Annotated in this window: 22 protein-coding genes, 1 tRNA gene and 1 other RNA gene; 13 read left to right on the forward strand and 11 right to left on the reverse strand. The window is 74.8% G+C overall.

The annotated features are described in order from the left end of the window. Nucleotides 1-82 precede the first annotated feature (82 nt). Nucleotides 83-718, forward strand: a complete 636-nt coding sequence (upp, locus tag IE316_RS06835; RefSeq protein WP_190203208.1) for a uracil phosphoribosyltransferase — start codon at nucleotides 83-85, stop codon at nucleotides 716-718. Nucleotides 719-893: 175 nt separating this feature from the next. On the opposite strand, the gene IE316_RS06840 is transcribed toward upp, so the two are convergent. The 6 genes from IE316_RS06840 to IE316_RS06860 form a co-directional block, all read right to left on the reverse strand. Beyond that, complete coding sequence (locus tag IE316_RS06840) at nucleotides 894-1,532, reverse strand: LytR C-terminal domain-containing protein (protein WP_190203309.1); 639 nt, start codon at nucleotides 1,530-1,532, stop codon at nucleotides 894-896. Between the two features lie 131 nt (nucleotides 1,533-1,663). After that, the gene (locus IE316_RS06845; protein ID WP_004943146.1) at nucleotides 1,664-1,960 is read right to left on the reverse strand and encodes a type II toxin-antitoxin system VapB family antitoxin; all 297 of its coding nucleotides are present in this window, start codon (nucleotides 1,958-1,960) and stop codon (nucleotides 1,664-1,666) included. 144 nt (nucleotides 1,961-2,104) lie between these two features. Continuing rightward, nucleotides 2,105-2,239, reverse strand: a complete 135-nt coding sequence (locus IE316_RS35900; RefSeq protein ID WP_268257630.1) for a hypothetical protein — start codon at nucleotides 2,237-2,239, stop codon at nucleotides 2,105-2,107. 55 nt (nucleotides 2,240-2,294) lie between these two features. Then, nucleotides 2,295-2,666: a hypothetical protein gene (locus tag IE316_RS06850; RefSeq protein WP_190203209.1), complete on the reverse strand. Its 372-nt coding sequence runs from the start codon at nucleotides 2,664-2,666 to the stop codon at nucleotides 2,295-2,297. Nucleotides 2,667-2,834: 168 nt separating this feature from the next. After that, nucleotides 2,835-3,437: an HhH-GPD-type base excision DNA repair protein gene (locus IE316_RS06855; RefSeq protein WP_190203210.1), complete on the reverse strand. Its 603-nt coding sequence runs from the start codon at nucleotides 3,435-3,437 to the stop codon at nucleotides 2,835-2,837. Between the two features lie 24 nt (nucleotides 3,438-3,461). Then, nucleotides 3,462-4,184, reverse strand: coding sequence for a siderophore-interacting protein (locus IE316_RS06860; protein ID WP_190203211.1), 723 nt, complete (start codon nucleotides 4,182-4,184; stop codon nucleotides 3,462-3,464). Nucleotides 4,185-4,269: 85 nt separating this feature from the next. Between IE316_RS06860 and IE316_RS06865 the strand changes: the two genes are divergently transcribed. The 5 genes from IE316_RS06865 (at nucleotide 4,270) to IE316_RS06885 (ending at nucleotide 10,175) form a co-directional block, all read left to right on the forward strand. Then, complete coding sequence (locus tag IE316_RS06865) at nucleotides 4,270-6,336, forward strand: penicillin acylase family protein (RefSeq protein WP_190203212.1); 2,067 nt, start codon at nucleotides 4,270-4,272, stop codon at nucleotides 6,334-6,336. After that, nucleotides 6,329-6,934 (forward strand): GNAT family N-acetyltransferase, encoded by a 606-nt coding sequence (locus tag IE316_RS06870; RefSeq protein ID WP_190203213.1) that lies wholly within the window; start codon nucleotides 6,329-6,331, stop codon nucleotides 6,932-6,934. Before IE316_RS06865 ends, IE316_RS06870 begins: the two co-directional genes overlap by 8 nt. A gap of 19 nt (nucleotides 6,935-6,953) precedes the next feature. Then, a complete protein-coding gene (locus IE316_RS06875) occupies nucleotides 6,954-7,433 on the forward strand; it encodes a cupin domain-containing protein (protein WP_190203214.1) in 480 nt (159 codons plus the stop codon). Next, nucleotides 7,430-8,194 (forward strand): SDR family NAD(P)-dependent oxidoreductase, encoded by a 765-nt coding sequence (locus tag IE316_RS06880; RefSeq protein ID WP_190203215.1) that lies wholly within the window; start codon nucleotides 7,430-7,432, stop codon nucleotides 8,192-8,194. The genes IE316_RS06875 and IE316_RS06880 overlap by 4 nt, the downstream gene beginning before the upstream one ends. 181 nt (nucleotides 8,195-8,375) lie before the next feature. Next, on the forward strand, nucleotides 8,376-10,175 hold the full coding sequence (locus IE316_RS06885; RefSeq protein WP_373311086.1) for a copper resistance CopC/CopD family protein: 1,800 nt from the start codon (nucleotides 8,376-8,378) through the stop codon (nucleotides 10,173-10,175). An 11-nt stretch (nucleotides 10,176-10,186) separates the two neighbouring features. Here the strand turns inward: IE316_RS06885 and IE316_RS06890 are convergent, their stop codons facing one another. The 4 genes from IE316_RS06890 to IE316_RS06905 form a co-directional block, all read right to left on the reverse strand. Further along, nucleotides 10,187-10,753, reverse strand: coding sequence for a rhodanese-like domain-containing protein (locus IE316_RS06890; RefSeq protein ID WP_190203216.1), 567 nt, complete (start codon nucleotides 10,751-10,753; stop codon nucleotides 10,187-10,189). 76 nt (nucleotides 10,754-10,829) lie between these two features. Then, a complete protein-coding gene (locus tag IE316_RS06895; protein WP_373311088.1) occupies nucleotides 10,830-11,672 on the reverse strand; it encodes a cytochrome c oxidase assembly protein in 843 nt (280 codons plus the stop codon). A gap of 5 nt (nucleotides 11,673-11,677) precedes the next feature. Next, complete coding sequence (locus IE316_RS06900; RefSeq protein ID WP_229910223.1) at nucleotides 11,678-12,211, reverse strand: DUF2243 domain-containing protein; 534 nt, start codon at nucleotides 12,209-12,211, stop codon at nucleotides 11,678-11,680. Nucleotides 12,212-12,364: 153 nt separating this feature from the next. Then, nucleotides 12,365-12,835: an ArsI/CadI family heavy metal resistance metalloenzyme gene (locus tag IE316_RS06905; protein WP_190203218.1), complete on the reverse strand. Its 471-nt coding sequence runs from the start codon at nucleotides 12,833-12,835 to the stop codon at nucleotides 12,365-12,367. A 78-nt stretch (nucleotides 12,836-12,913) separates the two neighbouring features. Here IE316_RS06905 and IE316_RS06910 point away from each other — a divergent pair, with 78 nt between their 5' ends. Together IE316_RS06910 and arsB are read left to right on the forward strand one after the other, a co-directional pair. Further along, nucleotides 12,914-13,321: an ArsR/SmtB family transcription factor gene (locus IE316_RS06910; protein ID WP_190203219.1), complete on the forward strand. Its 408-nt coding sequence runs from the start codon at nucleotides 12,914-12,916 to the stop codon at nucleotides 13,319-13,321. After that, entirely contained in the window at nucleotides 13,318-14,406 is a 1,089-nt protein-coding gene (gene arsB / locus IE316_RS06915) for an ACR3 family arsenite efflux transporter (RefSeq protein WP_268257631.1), read from the forward strand. Before IE316_RS06910 ends, arsB begins: the two co-directional genes overlap by 4 nt. A gap of 191 nt (nucleotides 14,407-14,597) precedes the next feature. Here arsB and IE316_RS06920 read toward each other — a convergent pair. Further along, nucleotides 14,598-14,685, reverse strand: a tRNA-Ser gene (locus tag IE316_RS06920). A 74-nt stretch (nucleotides 14,686-14,759) separates the two neighbouring features. Between IE316_RS06920 and ffs the strand changes: the two genes are divergently transcribed. The 5 genes from ffs (at nucleotide 14,760) to IE316_RS06945 (ending at nucleotide 22,696) form a co-directional block, all read left to right on the forward strand. Continuing rightward, an RNA gene (gene ffs / locus IE316_RS06925) (signal recognition particle sRNA small type) lies at nucleotides 14,760-14,854 on the forward strand. A 49-nt stretch (nucleotides 14,855-14,903) separates the two neighbouring features. Then, a complete protein-coding gene (locus tag IE316_RS06930) occupies nucleotides 14,904-17,297 on the forward strand; it encodes a DNA polymerase III subunit gamma and tau (RefSeq protein ID WP_190203220.1) in 2,394 nt (797 codons plus the stop codon). A gap of 107 nt (nucleotides 17,298-17,404) precedes the next feature. Continuing rightward, on the forward strand, nucleotides 17,405-18,658 hold the full coding sequence (gene purD / locus IE316_RS06935) for a phosphoribosylamine--glycine ligase (RefSeq protein ID WP_190203221.1): 1,254 nt from the start codon (nucleotides 17,405-17,407) through the stop codon (nucleotides 18,656-18,658). Nucleotides 18,659-19,055: 397 nt separating this feature from the next. Continuing rightward, on the forward strand, nucleotides 19,056-20,882 hold the full coding sequence (locus tag IE316_RS06940) for a hypothetical protein (protein ID WP_190203222.1): 1,827 nt from the start codon (nucleotides 19,056-19,058) through the stop codon (nucleotides 20,880-20,882). Nucleotides 20,883-21,175: 293 nt separating this feature from the next. After that, complete coding sequence (locus IE316_RS06945) at nucleotides 21,176-22,696, forward strand: N,N-dimethylformamidase beta subunit family domain-containing protein (RefSeq protein WP_190203223.1); 1,521 nt, start codon at nucleotides 21,176-21,178, stop codon at nucleotides 22,694-22,696. Nucleotides 22,697-22,717: the final 21 nt, after the last annotated feature.

Genomic DNA, 22,717 nt, shown 5'->3' on the forward strand with positions numbered 1-22,717 from the left:
TGATCGATGCCTGCGGACCGCCGGACGGGCCCGTCCGGGAGCGGGGACGTCCGGGCTCCGGGGCCCGGTTACTGTGGGGGACATGCGTCTCCACGTCGTCGACCACCCTCTGGTCGCCCACAAGCTCACCACGCTGCGCGACCAGCGCACCGACTCCGCGACCTTCCGTCGGCTCGCCGACGAGCTGGTCACCCTCCTCGCCTACGAGGCGACCCGCGACGTGCGCACCGAGCAGGTCGACATCCAGACGCCGGTCGAGCGGACCACCGGCGTGAAGCTGTCCCACCCGCGCCCCCTGGTGGTGCCGATCCTGCGGGCCGGCCTGGGGATGCTGGACGGCATGGTCCGGCTGCTGCCGACCGCCGAGGTCGGCTTCCTGGGCATGGTGCGCAACGAGGAGACGCTCCAGGCTTCCACCTACGCCACGCGGATGCCGGACGACCTCTCGGGCCGTCAGGTGTACGTCCTCGACCCGATGCTGGCGACGGGCGGCACCCTGGTCGCGGCCATCAAGGAACTGATCGGGCGCGGCGCCGACGACGTGACCGCCGTGGTGCTGCTGGCCGCCCCCGAGGGCGTCGAGGTGATGGAGCGCGAGCTGGCCGGCACACCGGTGACGGTCGTGACGGCCTCGGTCGACCAGCGGCTCAACGAACAGGGCTACATCGTGCCGGGCCTCGGCGACGCGGGCGACCGGATGTACGGGGCGGCCGAGTAGGCCGGCGGGCAGCGGCCGGCGGGCGGCGGAGGGCCGGAGGGGTCAGCGGCGGGTCTTGGCGGGACGGCCACCGGCCGGTGCCGGTGGCGGTGGGGCGGCGGCGGTCCAGGACGGCCCGGGCCCCGCATCGCGGTGGTCCTCCGAGGCCGGCCGATCACATGCCGTCCGGCGCGGCTCAGCAGCCGTTCCCCGGCCCGTCGCCCGCGCGGGTGACGGGCTCCGGCTTCGGCGTCTTGAGCGCGGCCAGCGCCCTGTCGGCCTGCGCCTTCTTCGCCAGCCCCGTGAACTTGTCGCCGATGACGAGGTCGACGGCGGCCCCCTTGCGGGCGGCGTCGGCCCGCTGCTCGGCGGCGGGAAGCTGGGTGCCGAGCACCGGCAGGGAGGTCTTCAGGGCGGCGGCGGGGCCCAGCAGGATGCCGGTGCCCTTGACCTTCTTGTCGAACCGCGCGGGCGCGTTGCCCACCTCGCCGACGCGGAAGCCGCGCTTCTTCAGCTCGTCGGCGGTCCGCTTGGCGAGGCCGCTGCGGGTGGTGGCGTTGAGCACGTTGACCGTGATCTTCCTGGGCGCGGGCAGCGCCGCGGCCGGGGCCGCCGAGGGGCTCGCGCCGGTGGTGCGGTCCGTACGGCACGCGGTCGCGCCGACCGCCGAGGCTTCGTCGCCGCCGGTGAAGACGTCGATGAGCTGGAGGGTGCCCCAGCCGAGCACACCGAGGACGGTGACGCAGGCGGCGGCGAGGAACGCGAGCCTGCCGCGCCGCCGGGAAGGCCGCATCCGCGGGTACTTGTCACCCGTGATCCGGTACTGGCCGCCCATGCCGGGAGGAGTCAGCATGCTCATGAGCGCAGCGTAGTGCGCCCGGACGGCAATGCCTACTAGATGATCATTCGACTGGACGCGGGGCCGCGCGATCCCACCCGAAAGGGCCAAAGCGCCGTCGGGGAGCGTCAGTCCAGTTCGAGAACGCGGGCGTGCAGCACCTGGCGCTGCTGGAGCGCGGCGCGGACCGCGCGGTGCAGGCCGTCCTCCAGGTAGAGGTCGCCCTGCCACTTCACGACATGCGCGAAGAGGTCGCCGTAGAACGTGGAGTCCTCGGCGAGCAGGGTCTCCAGATCGAGTTGCTGCTTCGTGGTGACGAGCTGATCGAGGCGGACCGGGCGCGGCGCGACATCCGCCCACTGCCGGGTGCTTTCCCGGCCGTGGTCGGGGTACGGCCGGCCGTTTCCGATGCGCTTGAAGATCACACGGAAAGCCTACCGGTCCGGCATCCCCGGGCGCAGCCTCCCGGCCCGGGCGGTTCCGCCGGCCGTGCCGCGCCCCTGGTCAGCGCCGTGCGATCGGCCCGGCGGCGGAGGCCGTGGCGGGTCTCCGCCGCCGCGCGGCGCCGGTCAGTCCCGTTTCCGCGCCGGTGCGGGGTGCCGCGGCTCGCGCGGATCGGGGCGGGCGGGCTCGGACTTGGGGGCGTTGCGGCTGGCCTCCGCGCGCAGCAGGGCGCGCAGGACGGCATAGGGGTCGTTGAGCATGCTGGTTCTTCCTCCGTGGGTCGCGTCGCTTGCGGTCGGGTGGGGCCCGGTCCGCTCAGCAGCGCAGCACCACGGAGCGCGGCACACACGGGGCGTACGGCGGTGGCGACGGCGGCACCGGAGGGCGCCCGGCCGCGGACGGCACCGCGACGCCCGTCCGGGGCGCGGGCCGCCGGGGCAGCGCGGCCCGCCGTACGGGGGTCCGCGCCACGGCGTCGAGGACGTCGTACTCCGCGAGAGCCGTCCCCCCGCCGCCCCCGCTCCCGCCCGTGCCCCCGCCTCCGCTCTCGCCCGCCGCCGCGACGGACGCCACCGGCTGCGCCTGGCCGGCGTGCACCACCGGCAGCAGCAGCGCGAGCAGCAGAACCAGCACCCGGGGCCAGACGCACCGGCGCGGGGCACGGACCACGGGACGTACGGGACTCACGCTGGACCGGCCCCCTGGTGACCTCGCAGCGGCGACCGCGACGGTCCCGCGGGGGACGACTCGGGTACGTACGGCCGACGTGAGGAGCCGTTCGGTGCCTCGGTCATGCCTCATGCTGTGACCGGCCGCCGGGAGGCCGCCAGCCGGGCGGTCCGATCGGGGTACGGCCTACTTCCCGGCCGCCTTCGCGGCCTTCGCGGCCTTCGCCGCCGCCTTCATCTCCTGCTTGTGCGCGCGGACCTTGGCCAGCGACTCCGGCCCGGTGATGTCGGCGACCGAGCGGAAGGAGTCCGGTTCGCCGTAGACACCCGCCGCCTCGCGCCAGCCCTCCGGGCGGACGCCGAGCCGCTTGCCGAGCAGGGCGAGGAAGATCTGCGCCTTCTGCTTGCCGAAGCCCGGCAGGTCCTGGAGCCGGCCCAGCAGTTCCCGGCCGCTGCCGGCGTCCCGCCAGAGGGCCTCGGCGTCACCGTCGTAGTGCTCGACGAGGTACTGGCAGAGCTTCTGCACCCGGCCCGCCATCGACCCCGGATAGCGGTGCACGGCCGGTTTCTCGGCGAGCAGCGCCGCGAACTGCTCGGGGTCGCGGGAGGCGATGTCGTGCGCGTCCAGGTCCTCGGCGCCCATCCGCCGGGCGATGGTGGCGGGGCCCTGGAACGCCCACTCCATCGGGATCTGCTGGTCCAGCAGCATCCCGACCAGCGCGGCGAGCGGACTGCGGCCGAGCAGCGCGTCGGCCTCGGGGTCCTGGGCGAGGTGCAGGGTGACGTCCATGCCCCGATGATCGCGCGGGACCGGTCAGGTCGCGCGCCAGTAGCCCAGCGCGTTCACGCGCTGCTTGGGCAGCCCCAGCTCCTTGCGGACGTACGAGGCCAGCGCCCGGGTGGTCGCGGTGTCGCAGGCGATCCAGACGTACGGGTCGGGCGTGGCCCGCAGCAGTTCCGGCAGCGCCTCCTTCACCCGGGCCACCAGGTGGGCGCCGGCGTCCCGGCGTTCGACCGCGCGGACCTCGTGCCGGGCGGCGTCCGCGCGCAGCGGCAGTCCGGTGTGGTCGCCCTCGAACCAGACCGTGGCCGGGGCGCCGGCCAGCGTGCCGAGCAGGGAGTTGAGGGCGGGCAGGGAGGCCGGGTCGGCGACGGCGAAGACGTGCGAGGGCGCCGGGTCGGGGTCCTGGAAGCCGGTGCCCTGGACGGTCGCCTCGATGGTGTCGCTGGGCTTCGCGGCCCGCGCCCAGTCGCTGGCGCACCCCTCGTGCAGGGCGAACTCCAGGCTGAAGGTGCCCGCCGCCGGGTCGGGGTCGACCAGGGTGTAGGCCCGCTGGTGCGGCCGGCCCGCGTTGTCGAACCAGAGCCGCACCCACATGGTGGGATGGACGCCGAGGGCCCCGAGCATGCCGCCGTCGGTGAGGTGCACGCGGCGGTAGCGGGGCGTGACGTCCTCGGCGCCGGTCACCGTGAACGTGAAGTCCTTGGCACGCATCAGTTTGAGGACCGCGCCCTCCCAACCCCGCCCCTGAGCCATGTCCCCTTCACCCTTCACGTACGATTCCGCCACACGAACGTCGGACTTAGGTGAGCCTAACCTAAAGGAAAGTCGAGGCACAGGGGTGAGCGCCGAGATCTACCGCGATGCCTGGGGCGTCCCGCACCTGCGTGCGGACGGCACCCGGGAACTCGCCCGCGCCCAGGGGCTGGTCACCGCCCGGGACCGGGGCTGGCAACTGGAGGTGGAGCGGCACCGCGCCCAGGGCACCTCGGCGTCCTTCCTCGGCCCCGAAGCCCTGTCCTGGGACCGCTTCGCCCGCCGCGCCCGCATCGCCGACACCGCCCGGCGCTGCTTCACCGCCCTGGCGGAACGGGACCCGGAGACCGCCGACTGGGTACGGGCCTACGTCACCGGGGTGAACGAGGGCCTGGCCGGGCCGCCCGCCCCCGAGTTCGGCCGGGCGGGTCTCGCCCCCGGCCGCTGGGAGCCGTGGACGCCGCTGGCCGTCTGGCTCGCCACCCACATCCTGTTCGCCGGTTTCCCCGCCAAGCTCTGGCGCCGGCACATCACCGAGCACCTCGGCGCGGACGCCGTCGCCCTCTTCGCCACCGACGGCCCCGGCACGGCCGGCAGTAACGGCTGGCTGGTCGCCGGCGAGCGGACCGTCACCGGGCAGGCGGTCATCGCCGGCGACCCGCACCGCTTCATCGAGGACCCCGGCGTCTACCAGCAGATCCGGCTCTGCGGCCCGGAGTTCGACGTGGTCGGCCTCGCCGTGCCCGGCGTCCCCGGCATCGCCCACTTCGGCCACACCGGCACCGTCGCCTGGGCCATCACCAACGCCATGGCCGACTACCAGGACCTCTACCGCGAGAGGCTGCGCCGCACCGGCGCCGGTGTGGAGGCGCTCGGCCCGGACGGCGTCTGGCGCCGCGCCGCCCGGCACACCGAGCTGATCCGGGTCGCGGGCGAGGAGCCCCACGAGGTGGAGGTCATCGAGACCGACCGGGGCCCGGTGATCGCGGGCGGTCCCGAGGGCCTGGACGACGGCACCCCGCTCGCGCTCAGCCTGCGCCATCCGCCCCGCGTCACCGCCGACCTGGGCTTCGGCGCGCTGCTGCCGCTGCTGCGGGCCCGCCGGGTCGCCGACGTCGACCGGGCGCTGGACGCCTGGGTCGAGCCGGTCAACGTCGTCCAGGCCGCCGACACCGAGGGCGGCACCCTGCACCGGGTGGCGGGCCGGGTGCCGGTCCGCGCCGAGGCCAACCGGCTGGGACCGGTGCCCGCCTGGGAGCCCGGCCACGAGTGGCGGGGCTGGCACACCCCGCCCCGCGCCGGCCTGACCGACGGCGTCGCCGTGATGGCCAACCAGCGCGGCCCCGCCGCCCCGCTGGGCACCGAGTTCGCGCCGCCGCACCGCGCCGAGCGCATCGCCGCCCTGCTGGCCGCCAAGGACCGCTGGTCGGCCGCCGACATGCCCGCGATCCACACCGACACCCACCTCGGCTCGGCCGCCCCCCTCCTCGACCTGGTGGCGACCCTCCAGGACCTGAGCCCGGCCGCCACCGCCCTCCGCGACCGCCTCCTCGCCTGGGACCGCCGCATGGACGCCGACAGCACCGACGCGGGCGCCTACGCGGCCCTGCGCGGCGCGCTCGTCCGGCGCCTGGCGGCCCACCCGGCGTTCGCGGGGCCCGCCGTCCCGCCCGCCTACCCCGAGGTGTTCCAGCCCTGGCTCGCCCTGCTCCCGAGGATCGCCTACGCCCTCGAACACCTGCTGCGCGCCGAGGAGCCGTACGGCATCGACCGCACCGCCGAAGTACGCGCCGCCCTGGAGGAGACGGCCGCCGGGGCGCCCCCCGCCGCCTGGGGCGACAGCCACCGCCTCGCCCCCTGGCGGGCCCTGCCGGACGCGTCCTTCGAGGCGCCCGGCCTGGCCGGCGACCACGACTGCGTGCTGTGCACCTCGGCCGTGCCCGGCCTCACCGACCTCGCCGCACGCGGCCCCGCCGCCCGGTACATATGGGACCTGGCCCGGCGCGAGGACAGCCGCTGGGTGGTCCCGTTCGGCGCCTCGGGCGTCCCCGGCTCACCGCACCACCGCGACCAGTTGCCCCTCTGGCTCGCCGGCGATCTCGCCCCCGTCGTCACCGACTGGGGCCGGCTCACGAAGGAGACCGATGTCTGATCCCTACGTTTCACGTGAAACCGTCCACGAGCAGGAGGTCGAGGGCTTCGGCACCGTCCGCGTCCTGCCCCTCGACCCCGAGCGGGACGCCGAGGTGATCCACGCCTGGGTGAGCGAGGAACGCGCCGCGTTCTGGGGCATGAACGGCCTGACCCGCGACCAGGTCGCCGAGATCTACGCCCACCTGGACACCCTCGACACCCACCACGCCTACCTCCTGGTGACGGACGGCGCCCCGGCCGCCCTGCTCCAGACCTACGAGCCCTCGGCGGACCGGGTCGGCGAGTGCTACCCCGTCGAGCCCGGCGACATCGGCGTCCACCTGCTCGTGGCGCCCGCCGGACCGCAGGGTGCCCGGCCGGGCTGGACGGCGGCGCTGGCGTCCGTGGTCACCTCGTACGTCCTGGTCGGCCTGGACCGGACCCGGATCGTCATCGACCCCGATGTGCGCAACGAGGCGGCCATCGCCCGCTTCGTACGGCAGGGCTTCACCGCGGGCCCGGTCGTGGTGCTGCCCGAGGTCGACCTGCCGGACGTCCATCTGCCGGAGAAGAAGGCCCAACTCGCCTTCCTGCACCGCGACTCACTCGGCGGGTAGCCTCGGGCGGGTGACTCCGGTGACCCCAGAGGACCTCGTCGCGCACTACGGGCTGGAGCCCATCCCCCGGGAAGGGGGACTGTTCCGCCGGACCTGGGCCGGTCCGGAGGGCCCCGACGGCCGCCCGGCCGGCACGGCCATCGTCGCCCTGCTGACCGGCCGGCCCGGCGACTTCTCCGCCCTGCACCGCCTGCCCCACGACGAGATCTGGCACCACTACCTCGGCGACCCGCTCGACCTGCTGCTCCTCGCCCCCGACGGCACCTCCCGCACGGCCGTGCTCGGCCCCGACGTCCTGGGCGGCCAGCACGTCCAGTTGACCGTCCCCGCCGGTACCTGGATGGGCGGCAGGGTCGGCGCGGGCGGCGCCTGGACCCTGTTCGGCTGCACCATGGCCCCCGGCTTCACCTACGCGGACTACGTGCACGGCGACGCGGCCGACCTCATGGCGCGCTACCCGGACCAGGCCGCGCGGATCGTGGAACTCTGCCGCCCATGACCCTTCTGCACGGCCGGATCGCCCTGGTCACCGGCGCGGGCGGCGGCATCGGCCGGGGCATCGCCCTGCGCTTCGCCGAGGAGGGCGCGGCCCTCGCCCTGCACTGCCGTACGTCGGTGGAGGCGACCCGCGCACTGGCCGCGGAGATCGAGGCCCGGGGCGGCCGGTCCGTCGTCCTGCCCGCCGACCTCACCGACGAGGACGCCTGCCACCGCCTGATCGACACCGCCGCCGACTGGGGCGGCGGCCGACTGGACGCCCTGGTCAACAACGCGGGCGTCCAACCGGTACGGGAACTGCCCGGGATGACGGCCACCGAGTGGCGGACGGTCCTCGACGCCAACTTGACGAGCGTCTTCGCCTGCACCCAGGCCGCCGCCGAGGTGATGCGCCGCGCGGACACCGGCGGCACGATCACCCACATCGCCTCCATCGAGGCCCACGCCCCCGCCGCCGGACACGCCCACTACAGCGCCGCCAAGGCGGCGGTCGTCATGCACGCCCGCTCGGCCGCCCTGGAGTACGGCCCCTGGGGCATCCGCGTCAACACCGTCTCACCCGGCCTGATCGACCGCGACGGCCTGTCCGACACCTGGCCCGAGGGCGTACGCCGCTGGCGACAGGCGGCCCCCCTCGGCCGCCTGGGCCGCCCCCGGGACGTCGGCGACGCGTGCGTGTTCCTCGCGTCCGGGCTGGCGTCCTGGATCACCGGGCAGGACCTGGTGGTGGATGGCGGGGTGACGGCTCGGGCGTCTTGGTGACGGGGGCGGTGGCGGTGGGGCGGTGGTCGTGGTGACGGTGACGGCCCGGCCGTCTCGGTGCCGGTCGCGGTGACGGCTTAACCGGCGGGCGAGGGGGACGGCCTGGCCGTTGCGGTGAGCGCCCGGCCGTCGGTGCCCGTATCCCCTTCCCGCAGGGACGATCACGGGACGGGGTGGCGGCGTGAGGCGTGTCGAAGACCGGGGGCGTCGAGGGCGTCGAGGGGTCCGCCGCCCGGCGCTGCTGGTCACCGTGCTGGTCCTGCTCCTCCTCGGCGGTGCCGGACCGGCATCCGCCCACGCCGCCCTCACCGCCACCGACCCCGCCGACGGCACCGTCCTGCGCACGGCCCCCCGGGACATCACCCTGACGTTCACCGAGTCCGTCGGCCTGCGCGACGACTCCTTCCGCGTCCTGGACCCCGGCGGCCGCCGCGTCCGCACCGGGGAGGCCGGGCACGCCGACGGCCGCTCCGACACCGCCCGCGTCACCCTGCCGGAACGGCTCGGACCGGGCACGTACACGGTGGCGTGGCGGGTGGTGTCCGCCGACAGCCACCCCGTCTCCGGCGCGTTCACCTTCTCCGTCGGCAAGCGCTCCGCCACGGCCGCCCCCGTGGCCACCGGCCCCGTCGAGGACCCGCTCACCGGCGCCCTCCACCAGGGCGCCCGCTACCTGGCCTACCTCGCCTTCGCCCTGCTCACCGGCACCGCCGCGTTCGTCGTCCGGTGCCGCCCGCCCGACCCCGCGCCGCTGCGCGCCCTCGCGGCGACGGCCTGGTGGACGCTGCTGGCGGCCACCGTCGCCCTGCTCCTGCTACGCGCCCCGTACGAGGCGGGCACGGGTCCGGCGACGGCCCTCGACCCCGGCGCCCTCGCCGGGACCCTGACCGGCCGCCCCGGCGCCCTGCTCCTCGTCAGACTGGCGTTGCTGCCACCGGCCCGGCTCCTGCTCCAGCGGCTGCTGCGCCCGGCTCCCGGCCCCCGCACCACCGCCCTGGCCCTCCCGCCGGCCGTCGCCCTCGCCCTCACCTGGTCGGGCGCCGACCACGCCGCCGCGGGCCGCCAGGTGCCGGTCGCCCTGGCCTGCTCCGTCCTGCACCTGCTGGCGACGGCCGTCTGGCTGGGCGGCCTCACGGCCCTGCTCACCCTGCTGCGCCGCGCCCCGGACCTCCCGGCCGCCACCGTCGCCCGCTTCTCCCGCCTCGCCCTGACCGCGGTCACGGTCCTGGCCGTCACCGGCACCTACCAGTCCTGGCGCGGCCTGGGCTCCTGGCCGGCGCTGACCGGCACGACGTACGGCAGGCTGCTGCTGGCCAAGCTCGCCGCGGTGGCCGCCCTGCTGACGGCGGCGGCCCTGTCCCGCCACTGGACGAACCGCCTGCCGGCACCAACGGCCACGCGGACACCCGTACCGGCATGGGCGGCCACGCGCGTACCCCCACCGGCCGACAACCCTCCGCTCACCCCGGCACCACCCCCCGCCCCCGGCACGACCGCCCGCCGTGCCCTGCGCCGCACCGTGCTCGTCGAAGCCGCTGTCGCCGCGGTCGTCCTGGCCCTCACCACCGCGCTGACCAGCACCCCACCGGGCCGCTCGGAGACCGCCGCGGCACGGGCCGCACCCGTGGCCGCGCTGCCCCCGGCCTCCGTCACGACGATGCCGTTCGACGTCGGCACCCCCGGCGGGAAGGGCACGGTGCAGCTCACCCTCGACCCCGGCCGCACCGGCGACAACGCGGTCCAGGCCGTGGTCTTCGCCTCCGACGGCGGCCTGACCGCCGTACCCGGACTGCGCCTCTCCTTCACCCTCCCCGCCCGCGACCTCGGCCCGATCGACGCCGGCCTGACCGACCGGGGCGGCTACTGGAGCACCGACTCCGTCACCCTGCCCCTGCCCGGCACCTGGACGGCGAGGGTGACGGTCCGCACCTCGGAGGTGGACCAGGTGACCGGGACGACCCGGGTACGGATCATGCGGTAGCCCGCACGGACTCAGTGGGCCAGCGCCTCCAGGGTGGCCGCGAGATCGCCGGTACGCGGCCGGTTGTGCGGCAGCCTGCCCAGCACGGCCGCCATCCCGCAGGTACCGGAGACGGCGGAGAAGACGAGCCCGCCGCCGATCGCCGCCGACAGCCAGCGCGCCCGCGGGAAACGGGTACCGAGCGCCAGACCCGCCACGACCAGCGAACCGGCGGCCAGCCGGACCTGGCGTTCCATGGGCCAGACGGCCCGGCCGCCCGCCTCCCGCTCCACCGGCCGCCCCTGTTCCGCCCACGCCGTGGTCCCGCCGACCAGCGTGGCCGCCGGCACGTCCGCGGCGGCGAGCCGCGCGCAGGCGGTGGCGGAACGGCTTCCCGAGGCGCAGACCAGCAGCAGCCTGCCCCGGGCGGCGGCGGCCTTCAGCGCGGGCAGGGCGGTGGGCAGGGCATCGAGCGGGACGTTGTGGGCGCCGGGGAGGTGGCCGGCGGCGTACTCCCCGGGGGTGCGGACGTCGATGACGGTGTACTGGCCCAGTTGCTCGGCCACCTCGGCCGGCCGGAGGGCGACTTCTGTGCTCACGTGCTGGTGGTTCCTTGTCTCGTGATCTCGTGGTTCTCGATGGTTCTCGTCGTGGCGTGTGCCGGGCCCCGCCCGGTCAGTGCGGAACGGCCGCGTTCGGTACGGCGGCGGGGGCGGGGGCACGGCCGGTCGCCGGGCGCCGCCGCTCGGGCCGCCAGGTGGCCACCAGGGCGCCGGCCAGCAGCAGCTCGGCGATGTCCCCGGCGTAGTACATGATCTCCGCTCCCGCCCGTACCTCGGCGGCGGGTACGTGGAGGTGGACGAGGTAGCCGCCGTACATCGCCTGCGCGATCAGCGCGTGCGCGGCCACGGCCACGCCGAGGTACCCGAGCCGGGCCGGTACGCCGGGCCGGCCGGGCGCCGGGTCGGGTCCGGCGATGGCGTGGGCGAAGAGGCACCCGGACGCCAGGAAGTGGAGGCTCATCAGCCAGTGTCCCGCCGGGTGCGCCGACAGGGCGTCGTACAGCGGCGTGAAGTAGAGCACCCCGAGGCTGCCGGTGCTGAGCAGCAGGGCGACGGCCGGGTGGGCCACCAGCTTCACGGGCCGGCTCCGCAGCACGGCGGTCACCCGACGCGCCCGCCGCACCGGCAGCACCCGCAGCAGCAGCGTCACCGGCGCCCCCAGCACCAGCGCCAGCGGCGCGTACATGCCGATCAGCATGTGCTGGGCCATGTGGCCACGGAAGTCGTGGTGCGCCACCGTCCCCAGCGGCGGCAGCAGCGCGACGGCGAGCAGCCCCACCCCCGCCGCGAAGCAGAAGGCGCGCGGCCCGCTCCACCCCTGCCCACCGCTACGCCGCCGCACCCGCCACACGGCGACCCCGTACCCCCCACCGAGCACGAGCAGCGCCAGCACCGGCACCAGCCCCTCGACAGGAAGCCCGCCACCGTGCTGGTGCGGATGTTCCATCCCGCCCATGCCCATCAGGAACGCCGCCCGGACACGCGCCCACCGCGCTGCACCAGGTACCCCACCCCCACGAGCACGAGCCCGAGCACCAGGAACGCGACGTCCCACCACACCTGATGCGGCCCCCCGCGCACATGATGGATCCCGAGGATGTGGTGGTCGAGAACCCCCTCGACCAGATTGAACAGCCCCCACCCCACCAGCACCCACCCCCACAGCACCCGGGAGCCCCACACCGCCCGCCGGTCCTGGGTGACCCGGGAGTACAGCAGCCCCAGCCCCCCGACGACCGCCACCCAGCACACGGCGTGGAAGACGCCGTCCCAGACGGTGTTCATTTCCAGCCCGGACACCGTGTTCGGGTCGTAGTACTTCACGCCGATCCGGTCGTCGTCCGTGCTGGTGAGCATGTGATGCCAGCGCAGCAACTGATGCAGCAGGATCCCGTCGACGAACCCCCCGATCCCCACCCCCAGCACGATCCCCGGCGCTCGAAGGGACCGGGGCGCGACGAGATCCGCCCCTCCACCACTCGCCATCGTGGCCATCACCACTCCTCCGTCCCGGGACGTGCGTCCGGACACGGTTTCCCCCGGGAGCGGCCCCCATCCCACGACGGCCGGAATGTACGCCGGGCGGATCCGGCCATCAGGCCGTCGCTCAGCCAGGGCGTCTCCCGGACCGCCACCCCGTCCGCAGCCCTAGCCGCAGGCGCATCCGGTCGCTGCCGGGGTCTTTCCGGTCGGCCGGCCGGTGCGGCATCCGTCGCCGGTGGCGTCGGGGCCGGCGCTCTTCCCGAGGGTGTCGGCGTCGGCCTTCACGACGTAGACCTCCCACGGCTCCTTGCCGGGGCCGTGGACCCACACCTTGTCCTGGAGCGCGTAGCAGCAGGACGTGTCGTTCTCCTCGAAGGTGGCCAGACCGGCGTCCTTGAGCCGGGTGGCGGTGGCGTCGACCTGGTCGGTGGACCCGACCTCGACGCCGAGGTGGTCGAGGCGGGTCTCCTCGCCGGGCGCACCCTCGATCAGCACGAGCTTGAGCGGGGGCTCGGCGATGGCGAAGTTGGCGTAGCCCTCGCGCCGCTTGGCCGGTTCGGTGCCGAACAGCTTCGTGTAGAAGGTGATCGACGCTTCCAGGTCACTGACACGCAGGGCGAGCTGAGCGCGAGACATGACGGTCTCCCATCCGGTTGCATTGATGTCTGTCGATGCAAGATTGCGCGCTGGATCGAAGTCCGTCAATATAGAGGAATGTCGAATCAAGAGCTGAGGGTGCTCGGTCAGAGCGATGGCGCCGGAGCGTGCTGCCCCGGACTGCTGACCGCTCCCCTGGACGAGGGCCAGGCCGTGGAGCTGGCGAAGGTGTTCAAGGCGCTGGGCGATCCGGTGCGGCTGCGCCTGCTGTCGATGATCGCCTCCCGGGCGGGCGGCGAGGTGTGCGTCTGCGACCTGACCCCGGCCTTCGCGTTGTCCCAGCCGACGATCTCGCACCACCTGAAACTGCTGCGGCAGGCGGGCCTGATCGACTGCGAGCGGCGCGGCACCTGGGTCTACTACTGGCTCGTCCCGGAGACGACCGACCGTCTCGCCGGCATCCTCGCCCGTCCGGCCGGTGGGCCACTGCCCGAGCGCACCGCGCCGGCCGGAGCCGCCTCGTGAGCACCGCCGCACCCGAAGGCAACGTGGCCGGGCGCCTCTCCTTCGTCGACCGCTACCTGGCCGTCTGGATCCTCGCGGCCATGGCCGTGGGCCTCGGCCTGGGCCGCCTGGTCCCGGGCCTGGGCGACGCGCTGGCCGAGGTGACCGTGACAAGGGTGTCCCTCCCCATCGCCCTGGGCCTGCTCGTGATGATGTACCCGGTGCTGGCCAAGGTCCGCTACGACCGCCTCGACACCGTCACCCGCGACCGCCGTCTGCTGCTGCCGTCCCTGCTGCTGAACTGGGTGGTCGGCCCGGCACTCATGTTCGCCCTGGCGTGGCTGTTCCTGCCGGACCTCCCCGCCTACCGCACCGGCCTGATCATCGTCGGCCTGGCCCGCTGCATCGCCATGGTCGTCATCTGGAACGACCTGGCGTGCGGCCACCGTGAAGCCGCCGCCGTCCTGGTCGCCCTGAACTCCGTCTTCCAGGTGATCGCCTTCTCGGCACTGGGCTGGTTCTACCTCTCCGTCCTGCCCGGCCGGCTCGGCCTGGAGCGGACCGGACTGGACGTGTCCGTGTGGGAGATCGCCCGCAGCGTGCTCATCTTCCTCGGCATCCCGCTCGCGGCCGGCTACCTCACCCGCCGCATCGGCGAGAAGGTGAAGGGCCGCACCTGGTACGAGTCCAGGCTCGTCCCGCGTATCGGCCCCTTCGCCCTGTACGGGCTGCTCTTCACGATCGTCGTCTTCTTCGCCCTGCAAGGCGACGCCATCACCTCACAGCCCCTCGACGTCGCCCGCATCGCCCTGCCGCTGCTGGTCTACTTCGCCGTCATGTGGGCCGGGTCCATGGCCCTGGGCCGCGCGGTCGGCCTCGACCACCCGCGGGCCACGACGCTGGCCTTCACCGCCGCGGGCAACAACTTCGAACTGGCCATCGCCGTCGCCATCGCCACCTTCGGAGCCACCTCCGGCCAGGCCCTCGCCGGCGTCGTCGGCCCCCTCATCGAGGTCCCCGCCCTGATCGGCCTGGTGTACGTCGCCTTGTACGCCCGCCGCTACTTCACCGCCCCCGCGCTCCAAGAGGACCCCACCCACGCCTGACACCGCCACGCCGTCCGTGCTCCTCGCCCGCGTCCACAACACCGGGCGCAGACCGCGACGCGCTCTGGACGCCACCGGCACCGAGGAAAAATCCGACCGAGACGGAAACTGAGACGGAATCCGAGACGGACAACGTCGAAGGGCCCCACCGCGAACGGTGGGGCCCTTCGACATCGTGCCCGGTGAGGCACTGGCGGAGGATACGAGATTCGAACTCGTGAGGGGTTGCCCCCAACACGCTTTCCAAGCGTGCGCCCTAGGCCACTAGGCGAATCCTCCGCGGAGAACATTACATGACGTCGGGGAGTGCTTGCGAACTCGTTCGCAGGGCCCCGGATCGGGTAACCTGTGCTTCAGCCCCTCACGCGGCGCTATCTGACTGAACTCCCCCAGGGCCGGAAGGCAGCAAGGGTAGGTCGGCTCTGGCGGGTGCGTGGGGGGCGTCTGCGTTTCGCGGGCCGGTCCGGTTGTCAGTGGGCGCCTATAACCTCGTATGCGTGTCGTCTCTCGCGCTGTACCGCCGCTACCGACCCGAGTCCTTCGCCGAGGTCATCGGGCAGGAGCATGTCACCGACCCGCTGCAGCAGGCGCTGCGGAACAACCGGGTCAATCACGCGTACCTGTTCAGTGGTCCGCGCGGCTGTGGCAAGACGACCAGCGCCCGCATCCTGGCCCGGTGCCTGAACTGCGAGCAGGGACCGACGCCGACCCCGTGCGGTGAGTGCCAGTCGTGCCAGGACCTGGCGCGGAACGGGCCGGGTTCGATCGACGTCATCGAGATCGACGCCGCTTCGCACGGTGGCGTCGACGACGCCCGTGACCTGCGCGAAAAGGCGTTCTTCGGGCCCGCCCGCAGCCGGTACAAGATCTACATCATCGACGAGGCCCACATGGTCACGTCGGCCGGTTTCAACGCGCTGCTCAAGGTCGTCGAGGAGCCGCCGGAGCACCTCAAGTTCATCTTCGCGACCACCGAGCCCGAGAAGGTCATCGGGACCATCCGGTCGCGGACCCATCACTACCCCTTCCGGCTCGTCCCGCCCGGCACCCTGCGCGAGTACCTGGGCGAGGTCTGCCAGAAGGAGGGCATCCCCGTCGAGGACGGGGTGCTGCCGCTGGTCGTCCGGGCCGGTGCCGGGTCCGTGCGTGACTCCATGTCCGTGATGGACCAGTTGCTGGCCGGTGCCGGTGACGACGGTGTGACGTACGCCATGGCGACCTCGCTGCTCGGCTACACGGACGGTTCGCTGCTGGACTCCGTGGTCGAGGCGTTCGCCTCCGGGGACGGCGCGGCGGCCTTCGAGGTCGTCGACCGCGTCATCGAGGGGGGCAACGACCCCCGGCGCTTCGTCGCCGACCTCCTGGAGCGGCTGCGTGACCTGGTGATCCTCGCCGCCGTGCCCGACGCCGCCGAGAAGGGGCTCATCGACGCCCCGGCCGACGTGGTCGACCGCATGCAGGCCCAGGCGCGCTCCTTCGGCGCCGCCGAGCTGAGCCGCGCCGCCGATCTCGTCAACGAAGGGCTGACGGAGATGCGCGGCGCCACCTCGCCGCGGCTCCAGTTGGAGCTGATCTGCGCCCGGGTGATGCTGCCGGCGGCGTACGGCGACGAGCGGTCCGTGATGGCCCGCCTCGACCGCATCGAGCGCGGCGTGAGCTTCACCTCCGGGGCCGGGCTGCCCGCGGCGGGGTATGTGCCGGGGCCCGAGGCCCACGCGGGGGCGCCGGTAGCGCCGGTTCCGCCGGGTGGCGGGGCCGCTGTGGCTCGGGCGGCGGTACGGGGGGCTCAGCCCGGGGCCGCGGGGCAGCAGGCGGGACAGCCGGGCGGGGCGGGGGTGCCCGCGGGTGCCGCCGCGGTGCCGGGCGGGCCCGGCGGTGGTCCGGGCGGTGTCCCGGGTGGGCCCGGCGTTGTCCCGGGAGGGCCCGGTAGCGGTGGCGTACCCGCGTCGTCCGCCGCCTCCGCGCCCGTGGGTCCCGCGCCGCAGAGCGCTGCCCCGCAGACTCCCGCCCCCGCCGCGCCCCCGGCTCCGTCGGGCCCCGCGCCCGGTGCCTGGCCCACCGCCGCATCCGCCGGCAGTGGCGGCCGGCGACCCGGCGGCTGGCCCACCGCGGCCCCCGCGGGCGGCGGCGCACAGCCCCCGGCGCCGACGGCCTCCACCGCACCGGCACCCGCACCGGCACCGACGCCGGCACCCGCGGCCTCGCCCGCACCCGCGTCCGCTCCGGCCGCCGGTGGGCTCGACCCCCGTACGCTCTGGCCGAACATCCTGGAGGCGGTCAAGAACCGCCGCCGGTTCACCTGGATCCTGCTCAGCCAGAACGCCCAGGTGGTCGGCTTCGACGGCACCTCCCTGCGGCTCGGCTTCGTCAACGCCGGAGCCCGGGACAACTTCCTGAGCAGCGGCAGCGAGGAGGTGCTGCGGCAGGCGCTGGGCGAGCAGTTCAACGTCCAGTGGAAGATCGAGGCGGTCGTCGACCCGTCCGGCGGCTCGGCACCCCCGCCGCCCGCCGGTCCGTCCGGGGGCCCCGGCGGATTCGGGGGCGCCTCCAGCGGATTCGCCGGAGGCGGCGGAGTCGGCAACGGCGGGTACGGCGGTGGTGCCTCCGCCGCTCCCGCCTCCGCCCCCGCTCCCGGTCAGCGTCCGTCGGCGTCCTCCGCCTCCCCCGTCACCTCCGTGTCCAGACCGTCCGCCGCCGCCCCGGCGGCCGGTCCGGGGCCCGCGTCCGCTCCCGTGCAGCGGCCCTCCGCGCCCGAACCGCCCCCGGTCTCCATCGAGGACGACATCCCCGAGGACGACGACCCCGACCTCGACGAGTCGGCGCTCTCCGGCAAGGAGCTGCTGGTACGGGAGCTGGGGGCGACGGTGGTCGAGGAGATCGCCCACGAGTGAGCGGCCGCCGCACCGCCCCCGTTTCGGAGGAACGTACGAGCCGGGGGCGCCCCCGCCTTCGGAAGCCCGCACAAAGCGGCCCGGGCCGTTCCCGTTAGGCTGACCCCGTGAAGGTCCTCGTCATCGGCAGCGGTGCCCGCGAACACGCCCTGTGCCGTTCCCTGTCCCTCGACCCCGACGTCACCGCGCTCCACTGCGCGCCCGGCAACGCCGGGATCGCCGAGGTCGCCGAGCTGCACCAGGTCGACGCCCTCGACGGCGCCGCGGTGACCGCGCTCGCCCAGCGGCTCGGTGCCGGCCTGGTCGTCGTCGGTCCGGAGGCGCCCCTGGTCGCCGGGGTCGCCGACGCCGTGCGCGAGGCCGGCATCCCGGTCTTCGGCCCCTCCAAGGAGGCGGCGCGACTGGAGGGCTCCAAGGCGTTCGCCAAGGACGTCATGGCCCGCGCCGGCGTCCCCACCGCCCGTTCGTACGTCTGCACGACACCGGAGGAGGCCGACACCGCGCTCGACGCCTTCGGCCCGCCGTACGTCGTCAAGGACGACGGTCTCGCCGCCGGCAAGGGCGTCGTCGTCACCGACGACATCGAGGCCGCGCGGGCCCACGCACGCGCCTGCGAACGCGTGGTCATCGAGGAGTACCTCGACGGCCCCGAGGTCTCCCTGTTCGCCATCACCGACGGCGACACCGTCCGCCCGCTCCAGCCCGCCCAGGACTTCAAGCGTGCCCTGGACGGCGACGCGGGCCCGAACACCGGCGGCATGGGCGCGTACTCCCCGCTGCCGTGGGCCGATCCCAAGCTGGTGGACGAGGTCGTGCAGAGCGTCCTGCAGCCGACGGTGGACGAGATGCGCCGCCGGGGCACGCCGTTCTCCGGGCTGCTGTACGCCGGTCTCGCGATCACCTCGCGGGGGGTGCGGGTGATCGAGTTCAACGCCCGTTTCGGCGACCCCGAGACCCAGGTCGTCCTGGCCCGGCTCAAGACCCCGCTCGCCGGGCTGCTGATGGCCGCCGCCACCGGCAACCTCGCCGACCTGGAGCCGCTGCGCTGGAGCGACGACGCGGCCGTCACCGTGGTCGTCGCCTCCCACAACTACCCCGGCACCCCGCGCACCGGCGACCCGATCACCGGCCTCGACGAGGTGGCCGCGCAGGACGCCCCGCACGCGTACGTGCTGCACGCCGGCACCCGGCGCGAGGGCGACGCCGTCGTCAGCGCGGGCGGTCGCGTGCTGTCCGTCACGGCCACCGGCGCGGACCTCGCCGAGGCCCGCGAGCGCGCCTACCGGGCCGTCGCCCGCATCGGCCTCGACGGCTCCCAGCACCGTACGGACATCGCGGCGAAGGCGGCGGCGGGCGCGTAACGCCACCTCTCCGCCTCGCGGTGAACCCGACAGGCCCCGGCTCCGTCCCAGGAACCGGGGCCTGACCCTTGCGGTCCGTCCTTCACCCTTGCCCGTCCTTCACCCTTGCCCGTCCTTCACCCTTGCCCGTCCTTCACCCTTGTCCGTCCGCCACCTTTGCCCGTCCTTCGTCTTTGCCTGTCCTTCACCTTCGCTCGACCGCCACCTTTCCCCAGAGCCATTCCATCGAGTGACCAATGCCCCATACGGCTGACGGGCACCGAGCCCCCAACTAGGGTGCGGCGCAGGCGTTCCGGCACTTGGCCCACCGGCATTGCGATGTCAGTGGTGGATGCCACAGTGGGGGAGTGAGCACCACCGGGCAACGACAGGCCGAGCAGGGAAGGGGGTGACGGGCATGAGCGCCACGGGTGTCGAGGGGCGGGGAGCGCCGGGCGCGCGGGCCCGTGCCCTGGCCGTACTGCGGGTGCGCAGCCGGGCGCTGGCCGTCGCGCTGCTGCCCGCCGCCGCGGCCGTGATCCTGCTCGCGGGCGGGTCCACCGGCCACCTGGTGGGCGCCCCCTGGGACATCGCCCGCTGGGCGGTCTCGGCGTGCGCCCTGCTCGTCCTGCTCGCCACCGCCGGTGTCGCCCTGGTCGTCGCCCGGGCGCGGCCCGCCGTCACCCCGACGGTCACCATCGCGGAGGAATCGGCGCCGGATCTGTACCGGATGGTGCGTGACCTCGCCGACCGGCTCGACGTGCCCGCCCCTTCCGCGATAGCGCTCACCCCGGACTGCGACAGTTGGCTGGAGGACCGCACCCATCCGGCGCACGGCGGCCCGGCGCCGGACGACCGGGGCGAGGTGTCCGGCGCCGACCGGCAGCGCCGGTCGGCCGCCGCCCCGGTCCTGGTCATCGGCTCGCCCTTCCTGTGGTGGATGCGGGTCGGCGAACTGCGCGCGGTCCTCGCCCCGGTCGTCGCGGGCACCGGGCCCTCCGCGCACCCCGACATAGCCGCCGCCCGCCGGTTCGTCCGGGGGCTGGACGCGGCGGTCGCGGCGGCGTCCGTGCGGCGCCGGAGCCCGCTGTCCCGCGCGGTCTGCGCGGCCGTCGGCTGGGTGGCCCGGCTCCTGCTGCGCAACTGCCGCGAGCACGCCGCCGAGATGGAGCGCGGCGTCGCGGCCGCCGCCGCCGAGCGCGCCCAGGCCGTGGACTACGGGCTGCGGATCGTCGCCCAGGAGCAGGTCGGCCTCGCCTACGCGGGCTGGGACCGGCTGCTGACCCGGGTCGCGCTGCCCGCCTGGCGGATGGGCCGCTGGCCCTCCAAGCTGGACGCCGGCGTGGTCGCCGCGCTCACCGAGCTGTCCCGGCGCGACCGGCTGGCCGAGGGCTTCGCCTCCCGGCTGGGCGAGCGTCCCGCCTGCGACCTGCTGGAGGAGCCCGGCGCGATGGACGAGGCGGCCTCGCTGCTGGCCGCCCGCCTCTTCCACGGCGGTCCCCCGGAGTACGGCGCCGACTGGGCGCCGGTCGACTGGCAGGAGTATCCCGAGGAGGTCGTCGACCGCACCTGGCGCACCGAGGCGGCCCGGCTGCACCGCGTCCTGGACTCCCTCGGCGTCCGCCGCACCCCCTCGGACGCCGAGCCCGGAACCGACGGCCCCACCCTCGCCCGCGTCCTCGACCACCTCACGACCCACGCCCAGAACGCCCAGGGTCCCCAGCATCCTCAGGGCTCCAAGAGACCCCCGAGCCCCCAACCCGTCCAGTCCCCCCCGTCCCCCCCGTCCCCCCACCCCCACCCCGAAGACGACGACGACCTAGCCGGCACCACCCCCCGCGGTGCCGCGCTCGCCGCCCGGCTCGCCGCCGAGCTGGCCCGCGAGGAGGCGGACGGCGCCCGCCCCGCCCCCGCCCAGGCACCCCCCGCAGGTCCGCCCGGCCCCGACCCGGCCCTGTGGGACGACCGCCCGCTGCCCCTCTTCCCGTTGCAGCCCCCGCGCACCGGCCGGGAGATCCTCACCGACCACATCACCGCGATGGTCTGCTGCGCCGCCATGGACACCGCCGGCGCCGCCCCGGGCCTCGACTGGCTGGACGGCCCGTCCCTCCTGGTCAACGGCGAGCGCGCGGCCGACCTCACCCCGCGCGTCCTCACCCTGGTCGAGACCGGCGACCCGGCCCCCCTCCGCGCCTGGCTGACCGAGCTGGGCATACGCCCGGAGAAGCCCGTACGCCTGGTCTGACCGCGACCGCGACCGCGACCGCCACCGCGTCCGCCACCGCCACCGCGTCACCCCACCCGGCGGCTCCACCACGAGCCACGAGCCCCCCACCCACCCCTCTCCCCTCACCCCCGTCCCCCTCGCCCCCCTCACCCCACCCGTCCCCTCCCGGACGTACCGCTTCCACTTAAGCTCCTTCGCAACGACTAGTGACAGCACGGGTGCGGGATGTGATGTGCTGGGAGCGACCGCGCACGTGGCAATCGCGTACGTCATACGCACGACCACGGGGGTATGAGGGAGGGGAATGACCCATGGGGTCCGAGCAGATCCGTCGCTGGGAGTCCGGAGCACTGGCGCACGCCGTGACCGACCCCTTCGGCCAGGGACCCGTCCCCTGGCTCCGCGGTGACGAGGCGTACTTCGGCGACAGCGGCCAGGTCGTCCCCTGGTACGTGGACGCCGAGCAGGTCGAGGACGCTCCGGAGGAGCCCCGGCGCGGCACCCGGAGCACCGGGCGGCGGCCCCCCGTCCGCCGTGCCGCCGGCGGCCCCCGCGCCGCCGACGACGTGCGCCGGCAGATCAAGGGCTTCGCGTCCACCGGGGCGGTCGCGCCCGGCGAGGCGGTCGACTTCCACATCACCGTCGACCCGCCCCAGGAGTTCAGCGTCGATGTCTACCGCATCGGCCACTACGGCGGTGACGGCGCCGCCAAGACCACCACCAGCCCCCGGCTCTCCGGCATCGTCCAGCCCCCGCCGCTCACCGCCGACCGCACGGTCTCCTGCCACCACTGGTGGCTGTCCTGGCGGCTGCAGATCCCCGCGTACTGGCAGATCGGGGCGTACGTCGCCGTCCTGACCACCGCCGACGGGTACCGCTCGCACATCCCGTTCACGGTCCGCGACGACCACCCGGCCGACCTGCTGCTGGTCCTGCCGGACATCACCTGGCAGGCGTACAACCTGTACCCGGAGGACGGCCGTACCGGCGCCAGCTTCTACCACGCCTGGGACGAGGAGGGCCGGCTGCTCGGCGAGGCCGACGCCGCCACCACCGTCTGCTTCGACCGCCCGTACGCGGGCGCGGGCCTGCCGATGCACGTCGGCCACGCCTACGACTTCATCCGCTTCGCCGAGCGCTACGGCTACGACCTGGCCTACGCCGACGCCCGCGACCTGCACGCCGGCCGCGTGGACCCGACCCGCTACCGGGGCCTGGTCTTCCCCGGCCATGACGAGTACTGGTCCGTGCCGATGCGCCGCGCCACCGAGCTGGCCCGGGAGCAGGGCACGTCCCTGGTGTTCCTCTCCGCCAACACCATGTACTGGCAGGTCGAGCTCTCCCCGTCCCCGTCCGGCGCCCCCGACCGCCTGCTGACCTGCCGCAAACGCCGGGGCCCCGGCAAGCCGGCGCTGTGGCGGGAGATCGACCGCCCCGAGCAACTGCTGCTCGGCATCCAGTACGCCGGCCGCGTCCCCGATCCGCACCCGCTGATCGTCCGCAACGCCGACCACTGGCTGTGGGAGGGCACCGGCGCGCACGAGGGCGAACCCGTCGAGAACCTGGTGGCGGGCGAGGCCGACCGGTACTTCCCGCGCACCCCGCTGCCCGAGCACGACGAGCGGGTGCTGCTCGCGCACTCGCCGTACCCGGACGCCGAGGGCGTCCCGCGCCACCAGGAGACCTCCCTGTACCGGGCGCCCTCGGGGGCGTGGGTCTTCGCGTCCGGGACGTTCGCCTGGTCACCGGCGCTGGACCGGCCGGGCCACGCCGACCCGCGGATCCAGCGCGCGACGGCCAACCTGCTGGACCGCATCTGCAAACGCGACTGACCCGCTGTCCCCGGGTCCCCG

The sequence above is a fragment of the Streptomyces fumanus genome, assembly GCF_014655295.1.
GTDB lineage: Bacteria > Actinomycetota > Actinomycetes > Streptomycetales > Streptomycetaceae > Streptomyces > Streptomyces fumanus.